Annotated in this window: 24 protein-coding genes; 7 read left to right on the top strand and 17 right to left on the bottom strand. The window is 60.6% G+C overall.

The annotated features are described in order from the left end of the window. On the top strand, positions 1-617 hold a 617-nt coding region (locus tag D8V06_RS12105), incomplete at its 5' end, for a queuosine precursor transporter (protein WP_130931023.1). 53 nt (positions 618-670) lie between these two features. On the opposite strand, the gene queC is transcribed toward D8V06_RS12105, so the two are convergent. From queC to D8V06_RS12120, 3 genes are all read right to left on the bottom strand, one after another. Further along, positions 671-1,366 (bottom strand): 7-cyano-7-deazaguanine synthase QueC, encoded by a 696-nt coding sequence (gene queC / locus D8V06_RS12110; protein ID WP_130931024.1) that lies wholly within the window; start codon positions 1,364-1,366, stop codon positions 671-673. A 248-nt stretch (positions 1,367-1,614) separates the two neighbouring features. Next, entirely contained in the window at positions 1,615-2,796 is a 1,182-nt protein-coding gene (locus tag D8V06_RS12115) for an acetyl-CoA C-acyltransferase family protein (protein WP_056854858.1), read from the bottom strand. Beyond that, positions 2,793-3,575 carry an enoyl-CoA hydratase-related protein gene (locus tag D8V06_RS12120; protein WP_130931025.1) on the bottom strand — a complete coding sequence of 261 codons (783 nt, stop codon included), beginning with the start codon at positions 3,573-3,575 and terminating at the stop codon, positions 2,793-2,795. Before D8V06_RS12120 ends, D8V06_RS12115 begins: the two co-directional genes overlap by 4 nt. Positions 3,576-3,792: 217 nt before the next feature. Here D8V06_RS12120 and D8V06_RS12125 point away from each other — a divergent pair, with 217 nt between their 5' ends. Genes D8V06_RS12125 through D8V06_RS12135 form a run of 3 tightly spaced genes read left to right on the top strand, consistent with a single transcriptional unit; the run spans position 3,793 to position 7,262 of the window. Further along, the gene (locus tag D8V06_RS12125; protein WP_130931026.1) at positions 3,793-4,899 is read left to right on the top strand and encodes a polyamine ABC transporter substrate-binding protein; all 1,107 of its coding nucleotides are present in this window, start codon (positions 3,793-3,795) and stop codon (positions 4,897-4,899) included. A gap of 39 nt (positions 4,900-4,938) precedes the next feature. After that, a complete protein-coding gene (locus tag D8V06_RS12130; protein ID WP_130931027.1) occupies positions 4,939-6,357 on the top strand; it encodes an aminotransferase in 1,419 nt (472 codons plus the stop codon). Further along, a complete protein-coding gene (locus tag D8V06_RS12135; protein WP_130904192.1) occupies positions 6,354-7,262 on the top strand; it encodes a helix-turn-helix transcriptional regulator in 909 nt (302 codons plus the stop codon). The genes D8V06_RS12130 and D8V06_RS12135 overlap by 4 nt, the downstream gene beginning before the upstream one ends. 137 nt (positions 7,263-7,399) lie before the next feature. Here the strand turns inward: D8V06_RS12135 and paaZ are convergent, their stop codons facing one another. The 14 genes from paaZ to paaF all read right to left on the bottom strand — a co-directional run bounded on the left by paaZ (position 7,400) and on the right by paaF (position 21,853). Next, on the bottom strand, positions 7,400-9,469 hold the full coding sequence (gene paaZ, locus D8V06_RS12140; protein WP_130904193.1) for a phenylacetic acid degradation bifunctional protein PaaZ: 2,070 nt from the start codon (positions 9,467-9,469) through the stop codon (positions 7,400-7,402). Positions 9,470-9,531: 62 nt separating this feature from the next. Beyond that, the gene (locus D8V06_RS12145) at positions 9,532-11,178 is read right to left on the bottom strand and encodes a cation acetate symporter (RefSeq protein WP_056854852.1); all 1,647 of its coding nucleotides are present in this window, start codon (positions 11,176-11,178) and stop codon (positions 9,532-9,534) included. Next, positions 11,175-11,483, bottom strand: coding sequence for a DUF485 domain-containing protein (locus D8V06_RS12150; RefSeq protein WP_130904194.1), 309 nt, complete (start codon positions 11,481-11,483; stop codon positions 11,175-11,177). The genes D8V06_RS12145 and D8V06_RS12150 overlap by 4 nt, the downstream gene beginning before the upstream one ends. 176 nt (positions 11,484-11,659) lie before the next feature. Next, the gene (gene paaE / locus D8V06_RS12155) at positions 11,660-12,736 is read right to left on the bottom strand and encodes a 1,2-phenylacetyl-CoA epoxidase subunit PaaE (protein WP_056854850.1); all 1,077 of its coding nucleotides are present in this window, start codon (positions 12,734-12,736) and stop codon (positions 11,660-11,662) included. 34 nt (positions 12,737-12,770) lie between these two features. Continuing rightward, positions 12,771-13,304, bottom strand: a complete 534-nt coding sequence (gene paaD, locus D8V06_RS12160) for a 1,2-phenylacetyl-CoA epoxidase subunit PaaD (RefSeq protein WP_056854849.1) — start codon at positions 13,302-13,304, stop codon at positions 12,771-12,773. Continuing rightward, a complete protein-coding gene (gene paaC / locus D8V06_RS12165) occupies positions 13,291-14,052 on the bottom strand; it encodes a 1,2-phenylacetyl-CoA epoxidase subunit PaaC (protein ID WP_130931028.1) in 762 nt (253 codons plus the stop codon). Before paaC ends, paaD begins: the two co-directional genes overlap by 14 nt. Before the next feature lie 8 nt (positions 14,053-14,060). Beyond that, positions 14,061-14,342, bottom strand: coding sequence for a 1,2-phenylacetyl-CoA epoxidase subunit PaaB (gene paaB, locus D8V06_RS12170; protein ID WP_007943393.1), 282 nt, complete (start codon positions 14,340-14,342; stop codon positions 14,061-14,063). Between the two features lie 28 nt (positions 14,343-14,370). After that, complete coding sequence (gene paaA, locus D8V06_RS12175; RefSeq protein WP_056854847.1) at positions 14,371-15,360, bottom strand: 1,2-phenylacetyl-CoA epoxidase subunit PaaA; 990 nt, start codon at positions 15,358-15,360, stop codon at positions 14,371-14,373. 298 nt (positions 15,361-15,658) lie between these two features. Further along, positions 15,659-16,984, bottom strand: coding sequence for a phenylacetate--CoA ligase PaaK (paaK, locus tag D8V06_RS12185; protein WP_056854846.1), 1,326 nt, complete (start codon positions 16,982-16,984; stop codon positions 15,659-15,661). A 99-nt stretch (positions 16,985-17,083) separates the two neighbouring features. Continuing rightward, on the bottom strand, positions 17,084-18,295 hold the full coding sequence (gene pcaF, locus D8V06_RS12190) for a 3-oxoadipyl-CoA thiolase (protein WP_130931030.1): 1,212 nt from the start codon (positions 18,293-18,295) through the stop codon (positions 17,084-17,086). Next, a complete protein-coding gene (gene paaI / locus D8V06_RS12195; protein ID WP_056854844.1) occupies positions 18,288-18,737 on the bottom strand; it encodes a hydroxyphenylacetyl-CoA thioesterase PaaI in 450 nt (149 codons plus the stop codon). The genes pcaF and paaI overlap by 8 nt, the downstream gene beginning before the upstream one ends. Then, positions 18,730-20,247 (bottom strand): 3-hydroxyacyl-CoA dehydrogenase PaaH, encoded by a 1,518-nt coding sequence (gene paaH / locus D8V06_RS12200; protein WP_130908393.1) that lies wholly within the window; start codon positions 20,245-20,247, stop codon positions 18,730-18,732. The genes paaI and paaH overlap by 8 nt, the downstream gene beginning before the upstream one ends. Before the next feature lie 3 nt (positions 20,248-20,250). Then, positions 20,251-21,042, bottom strand: a complete 792-nt coding sequence (gene paaG, locus D8V06_RS12205; RefSeq protein WP_130931031.1) for a 2-(1,2-epoxy-1,2-dihydrophenyl)acetyl-CoA isomerase PaaG — start codon at positions 21,040-21,042, stop codon at positions 20,251-20,253. A 37-nt stretch (positions 21,043-21,079) separates the two neighbouring features. After that, complete coding sequence (gene paaF, locus D8V06_RS12210; protein ID WP_056854841.1) at positions 21,080-21,853, bottom strand: 2,3-dehydroadipyl-CoA hydratase PaaF; 774 nt, start codon at positions 21,851-21,853, stop codon at positions 21,080-21,082. Between the two features lie 348 nt (positions 21,854-22,201). On the opposite strand from paaF, the gene paaY reads away from it, so the two are divergent. From paaY to feaR, 3 genes are all read left to right on the top strand, one after another. Then, positions 22,202-22,798 (top strand): phenylacetic acid degradation protein PaaY, encoded by a 597-nt coding sequence (paaY, locus tag D8V06_RS12215; protein WP_056854840.1) that lies wholly within the window; start codon positions 22,202-22,204, stop codon positions 22,796-22,798. Between the two features lie 92 nt (positions 22,799-22,890). After that, on the top strand, positions 22,891-23,814 hold the full coding sequence (gene paaX, locus D8V06_RS12220) for a phenylacetic acid degradation operon negative regulatory protein PaaX (protein WP_056854839.1): 924 nt from the start codon (positions 22,891-22,893) through the stop codon (positions 23,812-23,814). Between the two features lie 102 nt (positions 23,815-23,916). Continuing rightward, a complete protein-coding gene (gene feaR / locus D8V06_RS12225) occupies positions 23,917-24,831 on the top strand; it encodes a transcriptional regulator FeaR (RefSeq protein WP_130904200.1) in 915 nt (304 codons plus the stop codon). Positions 24,832-24,861: the final 30 nt, after the last annotated feature.

A 24,861-nucleotide genomic window follows, 5' to 3' on the forward strand; every position in this document is an offset into this window, starting at 1 on the left:
CTCTTAATCTAATGCTTTTTGCGCTCTATATTTTTACTAATGTCGCTGCGGCAAAGCTTATTTATTTGGAGTATTTTGATGTCGTGGTTACTCCTGGTGTTTTTCTCTATCCGTTGACGTTCTTGATAGTTGATCTGCTAAATGAGTCATATGGGCTTAGATTGGCAAGGAGGGCGATATACTTTGCCTTCGCTAGTAATGCTTTTATTCTTGTTTTACTCTCCATTACTGGATATCTCCCGGGTTTGCCTGGCTGGCAGCTTAATGAACCATATGGGGAAATCATCACTCATGTCTCGTCTGCATTAGTAGCTTCGTCCGTGTCTTTTCTTTTTTCGGAGTACGTAAATTCATACTTGCTCTGTAAAATTAAGCAGCTTACAAATTCCAGGTATCTATTTTTACGAGTGTTCTTCAGTACTTTTTTCGCAGTAATTCTAGATAGCTTTATTTTCTGTTTTATTGCGTTTTATGGTGCCATGGAAAACCGAGATATCCTGAATATAGTTTACGTTCAGATAGCAATAAAAATGTGTTTTGCTGTGCTTAACATTTTTCCAGCCTATGGAGCTAGATCCTTATTTAAAAGGTACGTCGGCGCAGCACAACCGGCATAAGGTTCAGCGGCGAGGTGTTAATCGTAAACGCCCCCCCTGCCATATGCTATTTTTTATAGATTCAGTTTGATTCTTAGGCGTTTTGTAGTTCCCGTTCTATCTTCAAGGAATTCAATCAGTCCATTTTTGCGGAGCGTACAGGCGTCGCAACGATCACATCCACTTCCTTTTATGCCGTTATAGCAGGTCAGTGTCTGGTAGCGAACCAAGTCCAGCTGTTGGTGATAATCGGCAAGGGCCCAGGTTTCCGCTTTGGTCAGCCACATAAGCGGGGTTTCAATGCGCAATTTGTAATCCATGCCACATTCAATCGCATCATTCAGGCGCTTTACAAAGTCATCGCGACAATCTGGGTAACCCGAGCTTTCCGTCTCACTGACACCGGTGATGATAGTTTCAGCACGCACTTGATAAGCGTAGATAGTTGCCAGGGTTAAAAATAGAACATTCCTCCCTGGTACAAAAGTACTGGGCAGGGTATCCCTGGAGCTGTGTGTGGTGGGTACCGGGATGTTGTCGCGAGTAAGACTGCTAATCGCCAGCTCATTGAGTAATGACGTGTCCAATACCTTGTGTACTGTCACGCCAAGTTTCTTTGAAAGCTGCTGCGCCACTTCGATTTCTGCACGATGGCGCTGGCCGTAGTCGAACGTAATACAGTGAATTTCATCGTAATGCGGCAATGCATGGATCAAGCAGGTTGTGGAGTCTTGACCGCCACTGAAAACGATAACTGCCTTTTTAGTCATGCTCTTTTCTTCCCTGGCCAATCCCAGCCTGATGCTGGGAGGGCATTGACCCTACCGGGAAGCTAAAACTCTGACTGTGGGACGTTTCCGAAATGACCGTCTCCGCTTTCCGGTTATGTCATTTTCTCGCTGGACGTACCGCACTCCACCTGAGCCGCCGCAGGCCGCGATCTTTTGACTTTGCTTTTTATAAGACAAGGTCAAAAGATCGCAGCCTGGTTTCACTCGACAGCCCCTACGGCAAGGGGTTAGACGCGCTCGAAAATCGCCGCGATCCCCTGGCCACCACCGATGCACATGGTCACCAGCGCGTAGCGGCCGTTGGTGCGGTGCAGTTCGTGGATGGCTTTGGTGGCGATGATCGCGCCGGTGGCGCCGACCGGGTGGCCCAGGGCGATGCCCGAGCCGTTCGGGTTGACTTTGGCCGGGTCGAGGTCGAGTTCCTGGCTGACTGCGCAGGCCTGGGCGGCGAAGGCGATGTTGGCTTCGACCACGTCCAGATCAGCGACGGTCAGGCCGGCGCGTTTGAGTGCCAGGCGCGTGGCAGGGATCGGACCGAGGCCCATCAGTTCCGGTTCGACGCCGGCGTGGGCGTAGCTGACCAGACGTGCGAGTGGCTTGAGGTTATTGACCTGGACAGCGGTGCCGGTGGCCATGACCAGGGCGGCGGCGCCGTCGTTCAGGCCCGAGGCGTTGCCGGCAGTCACCGAACCGTCTTTCTTGAACGCAGGCTTCATGCCGGCCAGTTGTTCCAGGGAGGTGGCACGCGGATGCTCGTCGACGCTGAACAGCTTGGTGCCCTTGCGATCCTGGATTTCCACGGTGGCGATTTGTTCGCTGAAGTAGCCGTTGGCAATCGCGTGGGCGGCGCGTTTCTGGTCTTCAAAGGCCAGGGCGTCTTGCATCTCGCGGGTGATGCCGTTGCGTGCGGCCACGTTTTCGGCGGTGATGCCCATGTGAATGCCATGGAACGGGTCATGCAGGATGCCGAGCATGTAGTCGATGACCTGGGCGTTGCCCATGCGCGAACCCCAGCGGGCGCTCGGCATCAGGTACGGGCCACGGCTCATGGATTCGGCACCGGCACCGACGACGATGTCGGCGTCGCCGAGCATCAGGGTCTGCGCGGCGTTGATGATCGCTTGCAGGCCCGAACCGCACAGGCGGTTGACGTTGTAGGCCGGGGTTTCCTTGGGAATGCCGGCGTTCATTGCGGCAACCCGGGAAATATAGGCGTCACGGGTTTCAGTCGGGATCACGTTGCCCATCACCAAATGGCCGACGAGCGCCGGGTCTACGGCGGCCCGCTCCAGGGCGGCTTTCACAGCGGTGGTCGCGAGGTCGGCCAATGGCACGTCCTTGAGCGAACCGCCGAAGGTACCGATGGCGGTACGGGCGGCGCTGACTACGAAGATGTCCGGGGTGTTCATGACTGGGCTCCTTTCGGTGGATTCTTATCTGTACTGCGATTGAGCAGGGCGTTCAAGGCTGTTTTTGCCTCATCGCTGTTGAGGCGCTGGATGAACAGCGTGTTTTCTTCGCGCAGGGTGGCCTGCAGTTCTTCCATACCCGGCTGCTTTATCAATTGCCGGGATTGGCGCAAGGCTTGCTGAGGCATCGCCAAAAAGCGCTGGGCAATTTTGGCGGCCGCGGCCAGGCACTGTTCGCCGTCATCGAAGACTTGGTTGGCCAGGCCCCAGGCCACCGCTTCGCTGCCATCGAGGCTGTCACCCAACAGCAGCAGGCGCGCGGCACGGGCGTGGCCGAGCAGGCGAGGCAATAGCAGGCTGGCGCCAAATTCGGGGCACAGACCCAGATTGACGAACGGCGTGCGCAGCTTGGCGTCGCGCGTAATCAGCACCTGATCGCAATGCAACAGCAGGGTGGTGCCGATACCGATGGCCGCTCCGCAAACTGCTGCGATCAACGGCTTTTGCAGGTGCGTCACGGCGCGCATCAGGCGAAACGCGGGGCTGTCCAGGTGCTTCGGCGGTTCCTGCAGGAAGTCCACCAGGTCGTTGCCACTGGTAAAACAGTTCGGGCCGCCGGTGATGATGATCGCCCCCACGGCATCGTCTTCATTCGCGGTAAACAACAGGTCGGCCAGCCGCGTGTACATGCTGTTGGTCAGCGCGTTGAGCTTGTCCGGGCGGTCGATGGTCAGCGTCAGCACGCCATCGCGGTGTTCTTGTTTGATCAGGTCGGTCATGGCGCGCTCTTGGCGAGTCGGTTCAACGGGCACTTTAAGCGTCAGGCAAACCCTGCCGCTATGCCAAAACGGGTCAACCGGGCTGATGCTTTTTGCCATGTCGCCGGCCCATCGGGTGTTCACACCCATTCGGGTTATGGTGCCGACCTGTGAATCCGCCAATAGTAGGTACATCCGCTCATCCAGAGCCGAACTCGCTTGATAAGGTGCATTTGCTATGGGCAAGACACTGCTTAAGGTGATTTCCAGTCTGTTTGTTGTACCGCTGACCCTGAATGCCTACGCCGCTGAGGTAAACGACAGCAACACGCTGCGGCTTTATAACTGGGCGGATTACATCGGCGAGAAAACCCTCGCCGATTTCGAAAAAGCCACCGGCATCAAAGTCATCTACGACACCTTTGATGCTTACGAAACGGTGCAGGCCAAGTTGCTCACCGGGCACTCCGGCTATGACCTGATCGTGCTCAACGCGTCCCTCGCACCGCCGCTGATCCAGGCCAAGGTGTTCCAGCCACTGGACAAGAAACTGCTGCCGAGTTGGACCAACCTCGATCCGAAAGTCTTGCAGGACCTGCAAGGTTTCGACCCCGGCACGATGTATTCCGCGCCCTACACCTGGGGCAGCAATGGCATCACCTACAACGTCGACAAGATCAAGGAGCGCATGCCGGACGCGCCCATCGGTTCGCTGGCGATGATTTTCGATCCGAAAATTGTTTCGCGCTTCGCCGACTGTGGTGTGACCCTGGTCGATGCGCCGACCGAAGTGATTCCGCTGGCCCTCAAATACCTTGGCCGCGATCCTCGCAGCGCCAGGCCGGATGATCTGAAGGCTGCGCAGGAATTGCTGTTGTCGGTGCGGCCATACATTCGCAAATTCGACTCGGTCAATTACCTGACCAGCCTGCCCAACGGCGACGTGTGCATGGCCATGACCTGGTCCGGCGATTACGCCACAGCCATGGCCCGCGCCGAAGAAGCCAAGTTGAACATCAACCTGTCCTACTTCATTCCCAAGGAAGGTTCGTTGATCTGGTTCGACAACCTTTACATCCCGGCCGACGCGCCCCACGTCGCCAATGCCCACAAGTTCCTGGAGTACCTGATGCAGCCGCAGGTGATGGCGGACGTCACCGACTACATCCATTACGCCAACAGCAACGCCGCGGCCACGCCTTTGTTGAAGGCCGATGTACGCAACAACCCGGCGATTTACCCCGATGCCGAAACCCGCGAACGGCTGTTTCCGCAGAAGACTCAGGACGGCAAGGACATGCGGGCCATGACCCGGGTCTGGAGCACCGTCAAGAGCGGCATTTGATTGGTTCGAACGTTAGTCAATTCGGTTAGAGGTTTACTTATGGCGACGCCAACACGCAGCGTTTTTTCCCCAGCGGATGAATCCCGGCTGGTCAAAGCCGACAAGGCCCACCATATGCACGGCTATCACGTGTTCGACGAGCACGCCGAACAGGGTTCGCTGAACATCGTCGCCGGAGACGGTGCCTACATCTATGACACCCAGGGCAACCGCTTCCTCGATGCAGTGGGTGGCATGTGGTGCACGAATATCGGCCTGGGGCGTGAAGAAATGGCCGACGCCATCGCTGACCAGGTACGGCAATTGGCCTATTCGAATCCGTTTTCCGACATGTCGAACAACGTCGCCATCGAGCTCTGCGAGAAGCTCGCCAGCCTGGCGCCGGGGGATCTCGATCACGTGTTCCTGACCACCGGCGGCTCCACCGCTGTGGACACCGCGTACCGACTGATCCAGTACTACCAGAACTGCCGTGGAAAACCGCAAAAGAAGCACATCATTGCGCGCTTCAACGCGTACCACGGCTCTACCACACTGACCATGTCGATCGGCAACAAGGCTGCCGACCGGGTGCCGGAGTTCGATTACGCCAACCCGCTGATCCATCACGTTTCCAACCCCAACCCGTACCGTGCACCAGACGGCATGGATGAGGCGCAGTTTCTCGAATTTCTGGTCAAGGAATTCGAAGACAAGATCCAGTCGATTGGCGCTGACAAGGTCGCGGGTTTCTTCGCCGAACCAGTGATGGGCTCGGGCGGGGTGATCATTGCGCCCAAGGGCTATCTCAAGCGCATGTGGGAAGTCTGCCAGCGCTACGACATTCTGTTCGTCGCCGACGAAGTGGTGACTTCGTTCGGACGCCTGGGCAAGTTCTTCGCCTCCCTCGATGTGTTCGATGTGCAACCCGACATCATCACCACTGCCAAGGGCCTGACCTCGGCTTACCTGCCGCTGGGCGCGTGCATCTTTTCCGAGCGCATCTGGAAAGTCATCGCCGAACCGGGCAAGGGCCGTTGTTTCACCCACGGTTTCACTTACAGTGGCCATCCGGTGTGCTGCACGGCGGCGCTGAAAAACATCGAAATCATCGAACGGGAAAACCTGCTGGCCCATGTTGAGGATGTCGGCGGCTATCTGGAACAACGCTTGGCGACGCTGCGGGACTTGCCGTTGGTGGGCGATGTGCGCTGCATGAAGCTGATGGCGTGCGTGGAGTTTGTCGCGGACAAACGCACCAAGGAACTGTTTGCCGACGAGATCAACATTGGCGAGAAAATCCATTCGCGGGCCCAGGCCAAAGGCTTGCTGGTGCGGCCGATCATGCACCTCAACGTCATGTCGCCGCCGTTGATCCTCACCTATGCGCAAGTCGATGAGATCGTCGAGACCCTGCGGGTGTGCATCCTGGAGGTGGCGGCCGAACTTTCAGCGAACGGCCAGTACGCGGGCCAATGATTTCGTCGGTCAAGCTGTTACCAAGGGCTTGCGCAGCCGCTAGACTGCGGGGCATGAGCAAACCAGACGACAATACGCTGATCGCCATGCCCTTCGGGGCATTGCACAAATGGCATGGGGGAATGCGCGAGGCATTCGCCCATATCGATGAGCCTGACGCCCTGCAACACCTGGCATCCGCGTTGGCGCAACTGGCGGGCGTAGAGTCGATGATGATCAGCCTGGAGCGCAAGGACCGCGCGCCACAGTTGCTGCATCAGCGCGGGATTGCCCAGGAATATCAGGTGTCGATTCTTGAGCGTTATTTTGCCGGGGGCTATTTGCTCGACCCGTTCTGCCTGGCGGTGGAGCAGGGGCTGGCGCAAGGGTTCTATCACCTGGAAGAAATCGCCCCGGACCACTTCTTCGACAGCGACTACTACAAGACTTATTACCTGAACGCGGGCTGTTCCGAAGACAGCTACTACATTGTCGATACCGGCAATGACACGAAGATTTCACTCAGCCTGTTTCAGGGTTTCGGCGGTGAGTGCCTGTGCGCCGAGCAATTGAATCTGCTGCGCGCCGTGGAACCGCTGGTGCGTGAATTCATCAGTGAATTCAGCCAGCGCGGGATGCTGCGCAGTCGCGAGATCCAGTGCGACCAGGATCAGGGCCAACGCGATGATCTCAAGCATCGAGTGCAGTCGGCTTTCGAGCATTTCGGCAGCGATTTGCTGACCGAGCGCGAGCGGCAAGTGGCGCACATGGTCCTGCGCGGGCATTCGGTGAAGTCTACGGCCAGCCAGATGGGCATCTCGCCGGAAACCGTGCGCATGCACCGCAAGAACCTGTACCTGAAGCTGGAGGTGGGGTCGCAGTCGGAATTGTTTGCGCTGTTTATCGAGTGGTTGCGCAGGCACTGAGCCTTTCACGATCGTTCCCACGCTCTGCGTGGGAATGCCTCAAGGGACGCTCCGCGTTCCAGCGCTGGAGGGGACGCAGAGCGCCCCGGGCTGTATTCCCACGCGGAGCGTGGGAACGATCAGTCAATGGTGCGAGGTCAGTCTTCGCGTTTTACAACCAACGTTAAAATGTCATAGCTGGCCACCAGTTCGCCGAGTTGGTTGGTCACCTCCACATCCCACGCCACCACGCCTTGCGGAATTCCTTGAGGGCTCTTCTTGCCCTGGTCGATCTTGCGTTTGCAGGTCAGGCGCGCCTGGATGGTGTCGCCGATGCCCACCGGGTTGATGAAGCGCAAGGTGTCCAGGCCATAGTTGGCCAACACCGGTCCCGGTGCGGGCGATACGAACAAGCCGGCCGCCGCCGACAACACGAAGTAACCGTGGGCAATGCGCTTGCCGAATTGCGATTCCTTGGCGGCGATCTCGTCGAAATGCATGTAGAAGTGGTCGCCCGACAGGCAGCCGAAGTTCACCAGATCCGCTTCAGTGACGGTGCGGCGGTGAGTCAGCAGCGATTCGCCGATCTGCAGGTCCTGGAAGTAACGACGGAACGGATGCACTTCGGTTTCGATGACCTTGGCACCGCGCACGTACTCGCCGGTGACCGCCGCCAGCATGGTTGGCGAACCTTGAACCGCCGCGCGTTGCAGGTAGTGTTTCACCGCACGCAGGCCACCGAGTTCTTCACCGCCACCGGCGCGGCCCGGACCGCCGTGCTTGAGTTGCGGCAGCGGCGAGCCGTGACCGGTGGATTCGCCAGCGGACTCACGGTCCAGCACCAGTAACCGACCGTGCAACGCAGCCGCCACCGGAATGGCTTTGGCGGCGATGTGCGGATCCTTGGTGATCAAACTGGCCACCAGGCTGCCTTTGCCGCGTGCAGCCAGGGCCAAGGCTTCATCCAGATCATCGTAGGCCATCAAGGTGCTGACCGGGCCGAACGCTTCGATATCGTGGGCGCCGCCCTCGGCATGCGGGTCGCGGGCCTGCAACAGGGTTGGCGCGAAGAACGCGCCTTTGTCGACATTTTCACCACGCGGTTCAAAGCCATCGCGCGCGCCAAACAGCATGTCGCTGCTCTGCAACAGCGCTTGCAGACGTTCAGTCACGTCCTTCTGCTGGTCGTGGGACGCCAGCGCACCCATGCGCACGCCTTCCACCGACGGGTCGCCGACCACCACTTTGGCCAGGCGATCGCGCAGGCGGGTGGCGACTGCATCGATGTGCTTGGCCGGGACGATGGCGCGGCGGATGGCGGTGCATTTCTGCCCGGCCTTGGTGGTCATTTCCCTGGCGACTTCCTTGATGAACAGCTCGAACTCTTCGTCATCCGGGGTCACGTCCGGGGCGAGGATCGCGCAGTTCAGCGAGTCGGCTTCGGCATTGAACGGCACCGAATTGCGAATCAGGTTCGGGTTGACCCGCAGCTTGGCCGCGGTATCGGCCGAACCGGTGAAGGTCACCACGTCCTGGCCTTGCAGGCGGTCGAGCAGGTCGCCGGTGCCGCCGATGATCAATTGCAGGCTGCCGGCCGGCAACAGGCCGGATTCATCCATCAGTCGCACTACGGCTTCGGTCAGGTAGCTGGTGGCGCTGGCCGGCTTGACGATGCACGGCATGCCGGCGAGGAAGCTCGGGGCAAACTTTTCGAGCATGCCCCAGATCGGGAAGTTGAACGCATTGATGTGCACCGCCAGGCCACCACGAGGCACCAGGATGTGGGTGCCGGCGAAGGTGCCCATTTTGCTCAGCTGCATCGCCGGGCCTTCATGGACGACGTTGCCCGACGGCAGTTCCCGCGAGCCGAGGCTGGCGTAGGTGAACAGCGTGCTGTTGCCGCCCTCGATGTCGATCCAGCTGTCGGCGCGGGTGGCGCCACTGTGGTGGGAAATCGCGTAGAGCTGTTCCTTGCGCTCGCTCAAGTACAGAGCCAACGCCTTGAGACGTTGGGCGCGTTGCTGGAAATCCAGCGCCATCAGGCCACTGATGCCCTGGCGGCGACCGTGCTCGATGGCTTCGGCGAAGTCCGGGCGCTCTTCATGGGTGTACGCAATATCGTGGCCGTCGATGGCACTGCGCAGGACTTGCGCGCCGTGTTGGCCGAGCCAGCGGCCGGCGATGAAGCTTTGCAGGGTTGGGGCATGCGGTGCAGTTGAGGAGGACATCAGGATTGCTCCGGGTATGGTCAGTGTCTGGCGCGGTTCGAGCCGCGCCGGTCAAAAGAGGATCAGTGCTGGCTGGCGCCCGAGGCGCCGATACCGGTCATGGAACGGATGAACTGCGCCAGATAACGACCGCGTTCAAGGGCTGCACGGGGTGACTGGTCGGTGACGGAAAACAGCCAGGCGCTGAAGAAGGCCAGGCTCATGGAAAACAGCGCCGGGTTGGAATACGGGAACAGTGCCTTGTCGTGATGCATGACGTTGACCCACACGGCCGGGCTCAGTACCAGCAGGACAATCGCCGAGACCAGGCCAGCCAGGCTGCCGAGCACTGCGCCACGAGTGGTCAGGCCTTTCCAGTACATCGAAAGGAACAGCACCGGGAAATTCACCGAGGCGGCGATGGCCAGCACCAGGCCGGAGAGGAAGGCAATGTTCTGCGACTCGAACAGCAGGCCGAGGATGATCGCCAGCACGCCGATGCACAGGGTGGCGATTCGCGACACGCGCATCTCTTGCTGTTCGCTGGCCTGGCCCTTGCGCATCACGCAGGCATACAGGTCATGGGACACCGCCGAGGCGCCGGACAGTGCCAGCCCGGCAACTACCGCCAGAATGGTGGCGAAGGCCACCGCCGAGATGAAACCGAGGAACAGGTTGCCGCCCACGGCCTGGGCCAGGTGCACGGCGACCATGTTGCCACCGCCGATGATCGCGCCACTGGCGTCACGGAATGCCGGGTCGGTGCCGACCATGACGATGGCGCCGAAGCCGACGATGATCAGCAGCAAGTAGAAGTAACCGATGAAACCGGTGGCGTAGAACACGCTTTTACGCGCTTCCTTGGCATCGCTGACGGTGAAGAAACGCATCAGGATGTGCGGCAGGCCGGCAGTGCCGAACATCATGCCAAGCCCTAAGGAAATTGCGTCGATCGGGTTCGACAGCAAACCGCCGGGTGCCATGATCGCGCCGCCCTTGGCATGCACGGCAGTGGCGCCGGCAAACATCGCTTCGGTGCTGAAACCGAAGTGCTTGAGCACCATGAACGCCATGAAACTGGTGCCGAACAGCAGCATCACCGCCTTGATGATCTGCACCCACGTGGTGGCGAGCATGCCGCCGAAGGTCACGTAGAACACCATCAATACGCCGACCAGCATCACGGCGTAGAGGTAGTCGATGCCGAACAGCAATTCGATCAGCTTGCCAGCGCCGACCATCTGCGCCACCAGGTACATCAGCGCCACGGTCAGGGTGCCGAATGCCGACGTCAGGCGCACCGGGGTTTGTTCCAGTCGATAGGAGACCACGTCGGCGAAGGTGTATTTGCCCAGGTTGCGCAGGCGTTCGGCAATCAGGAACAGGATGATCGGCCAGCCCGCGAGCACGCCCAATGCGTAGAGCAGGCCGTCGTAGCCATTGAGGAACATCATCGCGGAAATGCCGAGGAACGAGGCAGCCGAGATCATGTCACCGGCAATCGCCAGGCCGTTCTGAAAACCCGTCATGCCGCCGCCGGCCGTATAGAAATCGCTGGCGGAGCGGGTGCGCAGTGCCGCCCAGCGTGTCACGCCGAGGGTGAACAGCACGAACACCAGGAACATGCCGATGGCGTTCCAGTTGAGCGGGCGGGACACACCATCGGCGGCCACCGCCAGATCAGTGACCACCGCCAGCGGCAACAGGAACAACGCGAGAAGACGGCTCATCGGGCGCACTCCTGCTTGAGTTTTTCGTTCAGCGGGTCGATCACGTTGTTGGCGCGATAGACATAGAAACCGGTCAGGGCAAAGGCCAGCACCACGATGACCACACCCACCAGCATGCCCACGGTGGTCACGCCGCCGCTCAGGGATTGGCCGAGCGTGGAGGGGGAGAACGCGACCAGCAACACGAAGCCGAAGTAGATCACCAGCATGATCAGCGACAGCGACCAGTACAGCGTCTGCTTGCGCCGCACCAGTTGAATGAAGTCGGGGTGCTGGCGGATGAGTTCTATGTCTTGGGGTGTCATGACGCGCTCTCCTTTGTTGTTTTTGTTTTGGGGTGAAACAGTATTTCGGGTCTATCGCTAAAACTGTGGGAGCGGGCTTGCCCGCGATAACGATGGATCAGTCACCAGTGATGTTGAATCTGATGGCCTCATCGCGGGCAAGCCCGCTCCTACAGGGTTTGGTGTGGCGCCTGATATCAGAGCTGGTCGAAATCCAGCACCACCTTGTCGCTGATCGGGAAGGCCTGGCACGACAGCACATAACCGGCGGCCACTTCGTAGTCTTCCAGAGCGTGGTTGCTGTCCATTTCCACTTCGCCTTCGATCACCTTGCATTTGCAGGTCGAGCACACGCCGGCCTTGCACGAATAAGGCAGCTCGGCGCCCTGGGCATTGCCCGCATCGAGGATGCTCTGGCTGTTGCGCGGCAGGTCGAAGGCCAGGGCGCGGCCGTCGCTGATCACGGTGATTTGGCTGACCGCTGAATCCACCTGGCGCGCCGCTTCACGGGCTTCGCGTTTTTGCTGGCTGCCGGCGGCGGCGAACAGTTCGAAATGGATGCGTTCAGGTTGCATGCCCTTGGCCTTGAGACCATCGCGCACGGTCTCGGTCATCTCCTGCGGACCACAGATGAAAGCGGCGTCGAGCGCCTTGACATCGAGCCAACGGCTGAACAGTTGCTCGCATTTCTCGGCGTTGATCCGGCCGTTGTACAGGTCGACGTCCTGTTGCTCGCGGCTGAACACGAAGATCAGGTTAAGTCGTTGCAGGTAGCGGTTTTTCAGGTCTTCGAGCTGTTCGCGAAACAGCGCGCCGGAGCTGGAGCGGTTGCCGTACAACAGGGTGACGCGGCTGTGGGGTTCGGTTTCCAGGGTGGTCTTGATGATCGACAGGATCGGCGTGATGCCACTGCCGGCGGCCACGGCCAGATAGTTGCCATGACGCGCCGGGTCGAGTTCGACGCAGAAATGCCCGGCCGGAGGCATCACCTCCAGCGTGTGGCCGGCCTTGAGCTGCTCGTTGGCAAACGCCGAAAAGCGTCCACCGGCCACACGCTTGACGGCGATGCGCAGTTCACCGTCGTTGACCCCGGTGCAGATCGAATAGGAGCGACGCACTTCTTCGCCGTCCAGTTGGGTACGCATCACAAGGTGCTGGCCCTGGGTGAAGTGAAAACTGTCCTGCAAGTGCTGCGGAATTTCGAAGGCGATGGACACCGCGTCACGGGTTTCGGCGCGTACATCCTTGATGGTCAGGCTGTGAAATTTGCTCATTGTTGTTCTCCAGCTGGGACGGCCGATTCGCCGCTCAGATGCACTTGAAATAGTCGAACGGTTCCCGGCAATCGACGCAGCGGTACAGCGCCTTGCACGCGGTGGAACCGAACTCGCTGAGCACCTCGGTGTGGGCGCTGCCGCATTGCGGGCATACAACCTGCGGGCTTTCGCCGAGCAGGCTGCGCTTGCTGGTGCTGCCCTCGGGCGGGGCGATGCCGTAGGCGCGCAGGCGTTCGCGCCCACTGTCGCTGATCCAGTCGGTGGTCCAGGCCGGGGTCAATTTGCGTTCCAGCTGCGGCGCCTTGAATCCGGCGAGCTCCAGGGCATCACGGATATCGCTCTCGATCACTTCGGTGGCCGGGCAACCGGAGTACGTCGGCGTGACCACAACGTGAAGGTGCCCGGCCTGCCAGCCCAGATCGCGGACAATGCCCAGGTCGACCACGCTGACCACCGGCACTTCCGGGTCCATGACCCCGGCCAGAATCGCCCAGGCGGCAGCCAGGTCGGACGGTTGCGCCGGCCGGGCGCCGAGGTCGCTGGCGATCAGCTCACCAGGTTGCATCGGGGTACGCTCGTGGCAGGAACTGCATCTCGGCCAGCAGAATGCCCAAGTGTTCGCTGTGCAGGCCCTTGCGCGCATTCAGATAGAAATAGCTCGGCGCGGCGGGCACGGGCAGGGTGGCGCTGGCGAAGATTTCGTTGACCTTGGCTTGCCACTGCGCGGCGACGCTGGCGATGTCCGGGGTGATGCCGGCTTCGCACAGGCGCTGTTCGCTGTCGTCGGCGGCGATCAGTTCTACAGTGAAGCGCCAGACTTCGGGGATTGCCGCGAGCATGCGCTTGTGGCTTTCCTCGGTGCCGTCACCCATACGCTCAATCCATTCGCCGGAGCGGCGCAGGTGATAGGTCACTTCCTTCACCGCCTTGGCGGCGATCCCGGCGATGCGTTCGTCGCTGGACTGGCTCAGGCCCTGCAGCACCGGCAAATGCCAGGCGTCGTAGAGGAACTGCTTGAGCATGGTCACCGCGAAGTCGCCGTTGGGTTGTTCCACCAGCAGCAGGTTGCGATAGGCGCGCTCGTCGCGACGGAACGCCAGGTGATCGGCGTCGCGGCCGTCGTCCAGCAGTTCGGCGGCGTACTCCAGCCAGTTGCGCGCCTGGCCCACCAGGTCGAGGCCGACGTTCATCAGCGCCAACTCTTCTTCCAGCGCCGGGGCCTTGCCACACCATTGGCACAGGCGCTGCCCCTGGATCAGGGCGCTGTCGCCAAGACGCAACAGGTATTCGATCAAATCAGTCTTGTTGTCCATGGTCGACCTCACATGTGCCCGACTTCGGCCGGCAACTCGTAGAAGCTGGCGTGGCGGTAGACCTTGTCGTCCGACGGGTCGAACAGCGGGTCTTTTTCATCCGGCGACGAAGCGGTGATCAGGGCTGAAGGCACCACCCACAGGCTCACGCCTTCGCTGCGACGGGTGTAGAGCTCGCGTGCGTTCTCGATGGCCATGGTGGTGTCGGCGGCATGCACGCTGCCGACGTGCTTGTGGTTGAGGCCGTGCTTGCTGCGCACGAAGACTTCGAAGAGGGTCCACTCGGACATTTCAATTACTCCACATCAGGTGGCCGAATCAGGCGGCGTTCTTGTTTTGTTTTTTGCGGGCGTGGGCGACGGCGGCTTCACGTACCCAGGCACCGTCTTCAATCGCCTTGCGGCGGGTGGCAACGCGTTCGGTGTTGCACGGACCGTTGCCCTTGAGCACTTCGTAGAATTCGCTCCATTGGATTTCGCCAAAATCGTAGTGACCGCGTTCGGCATTCCACTTCAGGTCCGGATCGGGGCAGGTGCAGCCCAGCAGTTCCAGTTGCGGGATGGTTTGGTCGATGAAGCGCTGGCGCAGTTCATCGTTGCTCTGGCGCTTGATTTTCCAGGCCATCGATTGCGCGCTGTTCGGCGAGTGTTCGTCGCTCGGGCCGAACATCATCAGCGACGGCCACCACAGACGATTGATCGCGTCCTGGACCATGTCTTTTTGCGCCTGATTACCGTGGCGCATCATGGTCAGAAGAATTTCGTAGCCCTGGCGCTGGTGGAAGCTCTCTTCCTTGCAGATGCGCACCATGGCCCGGGAGTAGGGGCCGTACGAGGTGCGCTGCAACACCACCTGGTTGACGATCGCCGCGCCATCCACCAACCAGCCCACCGCGCCCATGTCGGCCCAGTTCAGCGTCGGGTAATTGAAGATGCTCGAATACTTGGCCTTGCCGCTGTGCAGTTTGGCGATTTCTTCATCACGGTCGGCGCCGAGGGTTTCCATGGCGCTGTACAGGTACAGGCCGTGGCCGGCTTCGTCCTGGATCTTGGCCATCAGTTGCAGTTTGCGTTTGAGCGTCGGCGCGCGGGTGACCCAATTGCCTTCGGGCAGCATGCCAACGATTTCGGAGTGGGCGTGTTGGGAAATCTGCCGGATCAGGGTCTGGCGGTAGGCATCTGGCATCCAGTTCTTGGCTTCGATCTTGATTTCTGAATCGATTTTTTCCTGGAAGGCGCGTTCCTGTTCGGACATTTCCGAGAGGTCCTTGATGCGCTTGACGCCGGTTTCTACGAGCTGTGCGTACATTTTTTGTTCCCGCCTTGAAATCTGTTCTGGGGCATGGAGAACTTTATAAGCGATACAGAAATTATTATCAAACATAAAATGACGTGTCGCGTTTGTTTTTTGTATCGCTTTCGATTGATCGTTCCCACGCTCCGCGTGGGAATGCATCCCGTGACGCTCCGCGTCACCGTTGCGCAGGCGGCGACTGCGGGACGCAGAGCGTCCCCGGCGGTATTCCCACGCGGAGCGTGGGAACGATCATCTTCCGTGCGCCCAAAAAAAGAGCCCCGCAAAAGCGGGGCTGAAAAGGGTGCAGCAGTCATGCTTTCGGACGTTTGTCCAGTACGTGGCAGGCCTTGCCTTCCGAGCGTTTGATCGAATGGAACGGCTGCAAGACAATCCGCGAGCTGATGCCGATATACGTCTTGATGTGTTTGCTCAATTCCCCGCAAACAGCCTTCTGTTGTTCGTCACTCAGGTGCTGGTGCTCTGCCTTGAGTTCGACATGCACATCCACGCTGTCCAGGTTGCCATTGCGATACAGATGGATCTCATAACACTCGGCAAGTTGTTTGACTTTCAGGACCTGTTCTTCAATCTGCGTCGGGAACACGTTGACCCCGCGAATGATCAGCATGTCATCGCTGCGTCCGGTGATTTTGTCGATGCGTCGCATCGGCCGCGCGGTGCCCGGCAGCAGGCGGGTCAGGTCGCGGGTGCGGTAGCGGATCATCGGCAGGGCTTCTTTGCTCAGAGAGGTGAACACCAGTTCGCCCATCTGGCCGTCTGGCAGGACTTCGCCAGTGACCGGGTCGATGATTTCCGGGTAGAAATGGTCTTCCCAGATGGTCGGGCCGTCCTTGGTTTCGGCGCATTCCATGGCGACACCTGGCCCCATGATTTCCGACAGGCCGTAGATGTCCAGCGCGGTGATGCCCAGGCGTGCCTCGATAGCGCTGCGCAGTTCGGCGGTCCACGGTTCGGCGCCGAAGATGCCCAGGCGCAGGGCCAGTTTGTGCGGGTCGATGCCCTGGCGCTCGATTTCATCGGCGATGTTGAGCATGTAGGACGGCGTGACCATGATGATGTCCGGCTGGAAATCCTTGATCAATTGCACTTGCTTTTCAGTCTGGCCACCGGACATCGGAATCACGGTGCAACCCAGGCGTTCGGCGCCGTAGTGCGCGCCGAGGCCGCCGGTGAACAGGCCGTAGCCGTAGGAAATGTGCACTTTGTCGCCACGGCGGCCACCGGCTGCACGGATCGAACGGGCCACCACATTGGCCCAGGTGTCGATGTCGTTCTGGGTGTAGCCGACCACGGTCGGTTTGCCAGTGGTGCCGCTGGACGCGTGCAATCGCACGATGTCGTGCATCGGTACGGCAAACATGCCGTAAGGGTAGTTGTCGCGCAGGTCGGATTTGGTGGTGAAAGGGAATTTCGCCAGGTCGTCGAGGGACTTGATGTCATCCGGGTGGACGCCCAGCGCATCGAAACGCTGACGATACAGCGGCACGTTGTTGTAGGCGTGGTTCACGCTCCAGCGCAGGCGTTCCAGCTGATGCTGGCGCAGCTCGTCGATGCTGGCGGTTTCCAGCGGGTCCAGCACAGGGTTGAGCACGGCTTTGGCAATTGGCATGTTCATGTATTCACTCGAATTGTTTTTGTGTTCCAGCCCCCGCGTGCAGGGGCTTTGAGTGCATGCCCCAAGGATACCTCTGGGCTCCTTGGGAATCGCGATTCTTTAGTGGGGTAGACGCTCGATGATCAGCGCGATCCCTTGGCCGACGCCGATGCACATGGTGCACAGGGCGAAGCGACCGTTACGTTCTTCCAGTTCATGCAACGCAGTGGTCACCAGCCGTGCACCGCTCATGCCCAGTGGATGACCCAACGCGATGGCGCCGCCATTGGGGTTGACCCGAGGGTCGGTGTCGCTCAGGCCAAGCTCGCGCAGCACCGCCAGGCCCTGGGCGGCGAACGCTTCGTTGAGTTCGATCACGTCCATGTCGGCCAGGCTCAGGTTGGCCAGCTCCAGCACCTTGCGCGTGGCCGGCACCGGGCCGATGCCCATGATCCGTGGTTCGACGCCGGCAGTGGCCATGGCCACGACCCGGCCACGGGCGGTCAGGCCGTGGCGTTTGGCAGCTTGCGGGCTGGCCAGCAGCAGCGCGCAGGCGCCGTCGTTGACCCCGGAGGCGTTGCCGGCGGTGATGCTGCCGCCTTCGCGGAACGGCGTCCCCAGTTTGGCCAGTTGCTCAAGGGTGGTGTCGCCGCGAGGATGTTCATCGTGCTCGACCACTTTGGCCGGGCCTTTGCGCTGCGGGATTTCTACCGCGACGATTTCTTTCCCCAATCGCCCACTGGCCTGGGCGGCCGCGGCGCGTTGCTGGCTGCGCAGGGCAAAGGCGTCCTGGTCAGCGCGGGAGATGTTGAACTGTTCGGCGACATTCTCGGCGGTTTCCGGCATGGAATCGATGCCGTAGGCCTTTTTCATCAGTGGGTTGACGAAGCGCCAGCCAATGGTGGTGTCGAACATTTCGGCCGCACGAGAGAACGCCTGCTCAGCCTTGCCCATCACCAGCGGCGCGCGCGACATCGACTCAACACCCCCGACCAGCATCAACCCGGCCTCACCACTGCGAATCGCCCGCGCCGCCGTGCCGACAGCATCCAGCCCGGAGCCGCACAAACGATTGAGGGTGGTGCCCGGCACGCTCACCGGCAACCCGGCCAGCAACGCCGACATGCGCGCGACGTTGCGGTTGTCTTCGCCGGCCTGGTTGGCGCAGCCGTAGATCACGTCGTCGACGCTGCTCCAGTCGACTTGCGGGTGGCGGCGCAGCAGTTCGCGCAACGGCACCGCGCCGAGGTCGTCGGCGCGCACGCTGCTCAATGCACCGGCGTAGCGGCCTATCGGGGTGCGGACTGCATCGATGATCAGGGCGTCATTCATTCGGGTTCTCCTGCGTCAGCACCGGGCCGCGCACTTTGTAGGATTTGCCATGGAACAGGGCGATCAACTGGCCCTGCTGGTTTTCAATGCGCACGTCGTAGTTGCCGGTGCGCCCGGAGCGGCTTTGCTCGATGCAGTCGGCGTTGAGCGTGTCACCCAGGCGGGCCGGGGCGATGTAGTCGATGCTGCAACCGATGGCCACGGTGGCTTCGTTGTAGCTGTTGCAGGCAAAGGCAAACGCCGAGTCGGCGAGGGCGAACAGGTAACCGCCGTGGCAAGTGCCGTGGCCCTGGAGCATGTCCGCGCGCACGGTCATGCCGACCCGGGCACAACCGGGGCCGGCCGAGAGCAGGCGCATGCCCATGGCCTGGCTGGCGGTGTCGCGCTGGAACAATGCTTGCGCACAGTCGCTGGCCAATGTCATGGCTTGGTGATTAGTCATGGAAGTGTCTCCCTTCGGCGACCCGACGGCGCAGCAGCAGCGACGGCCGGTAGCGTTCCTCGCCATAACTGGCCTGCAGGTTTTCCAGCGTTTCAAGAATGTGCGACAGGCCAATGGCATCAGCCCAGGCCAACGGCCCCTGCGGATAGTTGACCCCGGCGCGCATCGCCAGATCGATGTCGGCAGCCGACGCCACGCCTTGCAGCAGGGCGTCGGCCGCTTCGTTGGCGAGCATCGCCACGGTGCGCAGCACGGCGAGGGCCGGGCTGTCACTGAGCAGGCTGACCTTGAGCCCGGCCCGTTCCAGCAAGGCCACGCCTTGTTCAAGAGCCTGTGGATCGATGCCAGCCGCATGGCTGATGGCGATGCGTTTGGCATTGACGTAATCGAACGCCAGATCCAGCAGGATCAGGTTGCGCAGCCCGTCTTCCCGAGCCCGCTGACAGGCCATGCGCCCATCGCTCAAGGCCAGCACGGCGTCACCGATCCGCAGCAAACCCTTGCCATCGCGCTGGATGATCTGGACGCCTTGTTCGCGCAGTCGCACAAGCAAACCTTGGGCGATACCGAGGTCGCCTTCCACGGCACAAACCTCGACCTGCGCGTCGCTGCTGATTTGCGTGGTGTGCGGGCGCTCTGCCCCTTGGGCGTAGCTGTAGAAACCCTGGCCGCTCTTGCGCCCCAGGCGTCCACCGTCGACCAGTTCTTTCTGGATCAGCGACGGCAGGAAGCGCGTGTCCTGGTAATAGGCGTCGAACACCGAGCAGGTCACGGCGTAGTTGACGTCGTGGCCGATCAGATCGGTCAGTTCGAACGCGCCCATGGCAAAGCCACCGGCCTCGCGCATCAACGCATCCAGTGTCGGGCAGTCGGCCGCGCCTTCCTGAAGCATCCGCAGACTTTCGGCGTAAAACGGCCGGGCCACGCGGTTAACGATGAAGCCCGGTGTGGAGCGGGTGTGCACCGGTTTTTTGCCCCAGGCCCTGGCGGTGTCGTACAGGCACTCGGCCAATGTCGGATCGCTGGCCAGCCCGGAGACAATTTCCACCAGCGCCATCACTGGCGCCGGGTTGAAGAAGTGCAGGCCGAGCAAGCGTTGTGGATGTTCAAGCTGCGCAGCGATGCTGGTGATCGACAGCGATGAGGTATTGCTGGCGAGGATGCAATGTTCACTGCAAATGCCTTCGAGCTGACGGAACAGTGCACGCTTGACCTCGAGGTTTTCGACGATGGCCTCGATGATCAGCGCGCAGTCGGCCAAAGCTTCGATGGCGTCCACTGCTTGCAGGCGAGCGATGGTTGCAGTGCGCGATTCGGCCGACAGCTTGCCGCTTTCGACCCGTTTGCCCAGTTGCCGATCGATGCCTTCAATGGCTTGAGCGGCCGCGCCTGGGCGATTGTCCAGCAGCAGCACCGGATGCCCGGCCTGCGCCGCGACCTGGGCAATGCCCGCGCCCATGGCACCGGCGCCGATCACGGCGATGCGTGCGTTGGTGTTGAGTGCGCTCATGATTCAGCGCCCCTTGAAAACTGGGGTGCGTTTTTCCATGAAGGCGCCGACGCCTTCGCGGTAGTCCTCGCTACGCCCGGCCAGGCGTTGCAGGTCTCGCTCCAGTTCCAGCTGTTCGTCAAAGCTGTTGCTCAGGCTGACGTTGAGGCTGCGCTTGATCAGCGCCAGGCCGTAGGTCGGCTGCGTCGCCAGATGGCGGGCCAGTTTCAGCGCTTCTTCGCGGAGGTCGGCGTCGTCCACGCACTGGTAGATCAAACCCCATTGTTCGGCCTGTTCGGCACTCAGGCGGTTGCCCAGCAGTGCCAGAGCCTTGGCCCGAGCCATGCCGACCAGGCGCGGCAAGGTCCAGGTGCCACCGGAATCAGGGATCAGGCCGATTTTGCAGAACGCCTGAATGAAGCTCGCCGAGCGCGCCGCCAGTACCAGATCGCAGGCCAGTGGAATGTTGGCACCGGCCCCGGCTGCCACACCGTTGACCGCGCAAATCACCGGCATCGGCAGGTCGCGCAGCTGGCGGATCAGCGGGTTGTAGAACTTCTCGATGGACTCGCCCAGATCCGGCACGGCGCTGCCCGGGGCGACGTTGCGGTCGCTCAGATCCTGCCCGGCGCAGAAGCCGCGACCTTCACCGGTCAGCAGCAGCACCCGCACGTCCGGGTTCTGCCGCACTTGTTTGAGCGCTTCTTTGACCTCGCTATGCATCTGGGTGTTGAAGCTGTTGAGCTGGTCCGGGCGATTGAGGCTGAGCAGGGCGACGCCGGCCTCGATGGAAAACAGGATGTGTTCGAAGTTCATGGTCTTGGCGCTCTCTTGGAGATCTCGAATTCAGTGATTACTGGCCGGTAAAGGTCGGCAGGCGTTTTTCCTGAAAGGCGGCAATGCCTTCGTTGCGATCGCGGGTGCCGGCCAGCACGGTGAAGGCGTGGCGCTCGAAGCGCAGGCCGCTGGCGAGGTCGGTGTCCATGGCTTTGAGCAGGGCTTCCTTGGCCAGGCGTACTGCCAGCGGCGCCTTGACCGCGATGCTGCGGGCAATGTGCAGGGCGCGTTCGACGGTGAATTCCGGTTGCGTCACTTCGCTGACCAGCCCGGCGCGTTGGGCCTGGCGGGCATCGATCGGTTCGCCGGTGAGGACCATTTGCATGGCCATGGATTTGCCGACCGCGCGCAACAGGCGTTGGGTACCGCCCGCGCCGGGCATGATCCCGAGATTGATTTCCGGCTGGCCGAAGCGGGCGTCGAGGCCTGCAATGATGATGTCGGCGTGCATCGCCAGTTCGCAGCCGCCGCCCAGGGCGAAGCCGTTGACGGCGGCGATCAGCGGTTTGCTGAAGCGGGTAATGGCTTGCCACGATGCCTGGCGCGGATCGTCGAGGATACCGACCAGATCGCGCTCAGCCATTTCCTTGATGTCGGCGCCAGCGGCGAAGGCTTTGCGGCTGCCGGTGAGTACGACGACGCGGGTGTCGGGATCGGCTTGCGCAGCATTCAGTTCATCGGCCAGTTCACCAAGTAACTCAGTGGTCAGGGCGTTCAAAGCTTGTGGGCGCTGCAGGGTAATCAGGCGGACGCCAGGCTCGATCAACTCGACGGCAAGGGTTAGAGGCATGGCGGATGCCCTCACGGTGCACGCTCGGCGTGATGCCGGCTCGTTATTGGATCGGCCGCTGGGGCCGGTTTTGCCAAAGTATAGCTACAACGTGATACGTAAAAGCAATATGAAAATAGAATTAATGTGTCTTAATTGAGAATCTTCTGGTTTGATGTCACTGCGATTGAGGGGCCCTGTGTGAGTGATTTGTCTCGGTTTTATTGGGTTTTTCGTTGATTTTAGGGCCCTGCTGGCATTCGTCGGAAAGGGCTGTTTCAAGTGATACGCTTTTTAGTCTTTGTGATTGCAAAAGTGATGTGATACAAAATGAGTCATTAATTGCATCGCTTTGTGAAGGAACCTGCCATGACCTGCTACAGCCTTGATGGCCTGACTCCAGTGGTTGACCCAAGCGCTTATGTGCACCCGTCCGCTGTATTGATAGGTGACGTGATCATCGGCCCGCGTTGCTATGTCGGTCCGCTGGCCAGCCTGCGTGGCGATTTCGGGCGGATCGTGCTGGAGGAGGGCGCCAACCTGCAGGACACCTGCGTCATGCACGGCTTCCCCGACAGCGACACCGTGGTCGAGCGCAACGGCCACATCGGCCACGGCGCAGTGCTGCACGGCTGCCGGATCGGCGCCGATGCACTGGTGGGGATGAATGCGGTGGTGATGGACAACGCCCGGATCGGTGCGCGTTCTTTCGTTTCGGCGGCGGCGTTCGTCAAGGCCGGGTTCGAATGTCCGGAGCAATCGCTGGTGATGGGTGCACCGGCCGGCGTCAAGCGCACCCTCAGCGATCAGGAAGTGGCGTGGAAGCAGGCGGGAACGCGCGAATACCAGCAACTGGCCCAGCGTTGCCTGGAGCAGATGCAGGTTTGCGAACCGCTGAGCGAACCGGAGCCGGATCGGCCGCGAATCAGCGACAGCGGCCTTCGCCCCAAAGGCAACACTTTGTGAACATGGTCCCCTGCAGGCTGGCTCCTGCAAGGGATTGGGATTAACACCCCGGCATTCGGTATATTCCTTTTCTTTTTTCGCTCGGTACGCCCATGTCGTCCCTGACACCCTTGAACCATCTGATTACGCGCTTCCAGGAGCAGACGCCGATTCGCGCCAGTTCCTTGATCATCACGCTGTACGGTGATGCCATCGAGCCCCACGGTGGCACCGTGTGGCTGGGCAGCCTGATTCAATTGCTCGAGCCGATCGGCATCAACGAACGGCTGATCCGCACCTCGATTTTCCGTTTGACCAAGGAAGGCTGGCTGACCGCCGAGAAAGTCGGCCGCCGTAGCTATTACAGCCTGACCGGCACCGGTCGCCGGCGTTTCGACAAGGCGTTCAAGCGGGTCTACAGCACCAGCATGCCGGCCTGGGACGGTTCGTGGTGCCTGGTGATGCTGTCGCAGTTGACCCAGGACAAGCGCAAACAAGTGCGCGAAGAACTGGAGTGGCAAGGTTTTGGTGCGATTTCGCCAGTGGTCCTGGCCTGCCCGCGCAGCGACCGTGCCGATATCAACGCAACGCTGCTCGACCTGGGGGCCCAGGAAGACACCATCGTCTTCGAAACCACCGCTCAGGATGTGCTGGCCTCCAAGGCCCTGCGCCTGCAAGTGCGCGAGAGCTGGAACATCGAGGAACTGGCGACCCATTACAGCGAGTTCATCCAGCTGTTCCGACCGCTCTGGCAAGCGCTTCGCGAGCAGGAGAACCTGCAACCCTCGGACTGCTTCCTGGCACGGATTCTGCTGATTCACGAGTACCGCAAACTGCTGCTGCGCGACCCGCAATTGCCCGACGAGTTGTTGCCCGGTGATTGGGAAGGGCGTGCGGCCCGGCAGTTGTGCCGCAATATTTACCGTTTGATTTACGCCAAGGCCGAAGAGTGGCTCAACAGCGCACTGGAGACGGCCGATGGTCCGTTGCCGGATGTCGGTGAAAGCTTTTATCGACGTTTTGGCGGACTCAAGTAACACGTCATTGTTCAGGGAAAGGTGCGGTTCAGGAGACTAGAAGCATCCCGATGTCGTGTGGATTGGCGTAGACAATAAAAATAAGCCTGCGTGAGGCCTGACATGATTTCTACAACCGCACAGCGCCAGGACGGGTTCGATCAGTGGATCCATCAGATCAACCAGATCTGCGGCGCCTTCAACGCACAACCCCTGGGCAGCGACTTTGCCGGGCGGATCCGCGAATACCACAGCGATGCCTTAAAGCTCAGCTTCGTCGATGCTTGCCAGGCACGGCTCTACCGCACGCCGCAACAAGTGGCGGCGGGCGAGGACGGCAAGTACTTTGCGGTGTTCCAGCTCGATGGCACCGCAGGCATGGCCCAGGGCGACGACAAGGTGCTGTTGTCCGCCGGTGACATCACCCTGATCGATGCCTCGCGGCCCAGTGATTTCACCTACAGCGAAAATTCCCGGCAATTGTCGTTGATCCTGCCGTATCAACTGGTCGAGCAAACCCTGCGCTTCAACCAGGTCAAGTGCGGCCACCGGATCGCGGCGACATCGCCCATTGCCATGCTTTCGCATCGCTTGATCCTCGATGCCACGCGCCAGCAGAACCTCAGCCGCCAGGAAAGTGAAGCGACCCTGGAAGCGATTGTCAGCCTGCTGCGTCCGGCCATCAGCCAGACCGACGATTGCACAGACCCGCATGAACGGATCTTCCGCAAGACCCTGAGCTTTATCGACGCGAACATCCGCTCCGAGGAACTGTGCCCGGAATGGCTGGCGCGGGAAGTCGGCATGTCGACCCGAGGCCTGTACCGGATGTTTGCCAAGAAAGGCCTGGTGGTGGCGCGCTACATCAAGAACCGACGGCTGGACCTGTGCGCTGAATCCCTGCGTCAGTCAGGCAAGGAACAGAAATTGTCGGTGCTGGGGTATTCGTGGGGGTTTTCCGATTCGAGCTACTTTTCCACAGCGTTCAAATCGCGCTTCGGCATTGCACCGGGCGAATACCGCAAACAGTACGCCTGATTTCATGAGCACCGCTTGACCCTGTGGGAG

Source organism: Pseudomonas sp. Sample_24, assembly GCF_004307605.1.
GTDB lineage: Bacteria > Pseudomonadota > Gammaproteobacteria > Pseudomonadales > Pseudomonadaceae > Aquipseudomonas.

What these genes read in the sequence shown, in the direction of transcription:
- queC (WP_130931024.1), bottom strand. Translation starts at nt 1,366, where the DNA reads ATGACTAAAAAGGCAGTTATCGTTTTCAGTGGCGGTCAAGACTCCACA.
- D8V06_RS12115 (WP_056854858.1), bottom strand. Translation starts at nt 2,796, where the DNA reads ATGAACACCCCGGACATCTTCGTAGTCAGCGCCGCCCGTACCGCCATC.
- D8V06_RS12120 (WP_130931025.1), bottom strand. Translation starts at nt 3,575, where the DNA reads ATGACCGACCTGATCAAACAAGAACACCGCGATGGCGTGCTGACGCTG.
- D8V06_RS12125 (WP_130931026.1), top strand. Translation starts at nt 3,793, where the DNA reads ATGGGCAAGACACTGCTTAAGGTGATTTCCAGTCTGTTTGTTGTACCG.
- D8V06_RS12130 (WP_130931027.1), top strand. Translation starts at nt 4,939, where the DNA reads ATGGCGACGCCAACACGCAGCGTTTTTTCCCCAGCGGATGAATCCCGG.
- D8V06_RS12135 (WP_130904192.1), top strand. Translation starts at nt 6,354, where the DNA reads ATGATTTCGTCGGTCAAGCTGTTACCAAGGGCTTGCGCAGCCGCTAGA.
- paaZ (WP_130904193.1), bottom strand. Translation starts at nt 9,469, where the DNA reads ATGTCCTCCTCAACTGCACCGCATGCCCCAACCCTGCAAAGCTTCATC.
- D8V06_RS12145 (WP_056854852.1), bottom strand. Translation starts at nt 11,178, where the DNA reads ATGAGCCGTCTTCTCGCGTTGTTCCTGTTGCCGCTGGCGGTGGTCACT.
- D8V06_RS12150 (WP_130904194.1), bottom strand. Translation starts at nt 11,483, where the DNA reads ATGACACCCCAAGACATAGAACTCATCCGCCAGCACCCCGACTTCATT.
- paaE (WP_056854850.1), bottom strand. Translation starts at nt 12,736, where the DNA reads ATGAGCAAATTTCACAGCCTGACCATCAAGGATGTACGCGCCGAAACC.
- paaD (WP_056854849.1), bottom strand. Translation starts at nt 13,304, where the DNA reads ATGCAACCTGGTGAGCTGATCGCCAGCGACCTCGGCGCCCGGCCGGCG.
- paaC (WP_130931028.1), bottom strand. Translation starts at nt 14,052, where the DNA reads ATGGACAACAAGACTGATTTGATCGAATACCTGTTGCGTCTTGGCGAC.
- paaB (WP_007943393.1), bottom strand. Translation starts at nt 14,342, where the DNA reads ATGTCCGAGTGGACCCTCTTCGAAGTCTTCGTGCGCAGCAAGCACGGC.
- paaA (WP_056854847.1), bottom strand. Translation starts at nt 15,360, where the DNA reads ATGTACGCACAGCTCGTAGAAACCGGCGTCAAGCGCATCAAGGACCTC.
- paaK (WP_056854846.1), bottom strand. Translation starts at nt 16,984, where the DNA reads ATGAACATGCCAATTGCCAAAGCCGTGCTCAACCCTGTGCTGGACCCG.
- pcaF (WP_130931030.1), bottom strand. Translation starts at nt 18,295, where the DNA reads ATGAATGACGCCCTGATCATCGATGCAGTCCGCACCCCGATAGGCCGC.
- paaI (WP_056854844.1), bottom strand. Translation starts at nt 18,737, where the DNA reads ATGACTAATCACCAAGCCATGACATTGGCCAGCGACTGTGCGCAAGCA.
- paaH (WP_130908393.1), bottom strand. Translation starts at nt 20,247, where the DNA reads ATGAGCGCACTCAACACCAACGCACGCATCGCCGTGATCGGCGCCGGT.
- paaG (WP_130931031.1), bottom strand. Translation starts at nt 21,042, where the DNA reads ATGAACTTCGAACACATCCTGTTTTCCATCGAGGCCGGCGTCGCCCTG.
- paaF (WP_056854841.1), bottom strand. Translation starts at nt 21,853, where the DNA reads ATGCCTCTAACCCTTGCCGTCGAGTTGATCGAGCCTGGCGTCCGCCTG.
- paaY (WP_056854840.1), top strand. Translation starts at nt 22,202, where the DNA reads ATGACCTGCTACAGCCTTGATGGCCTGACTCCAGTGGTTGACCCAAGC.
- paaX (WP_056854839.1), top strand. Translation starts at nt 22,891, where the DNA reads ATGTCGTCCCTGACACCCTTGAACCATCTGATTACGCGCTTCCAGGAG.
- feaR (WP_130904200.1), top strand. Translation starts at nt 23,917, where the DNA reads ATGATTTCTACAACCGCACAGCGCCAGGACGGGTTCGATCAGTGGATC.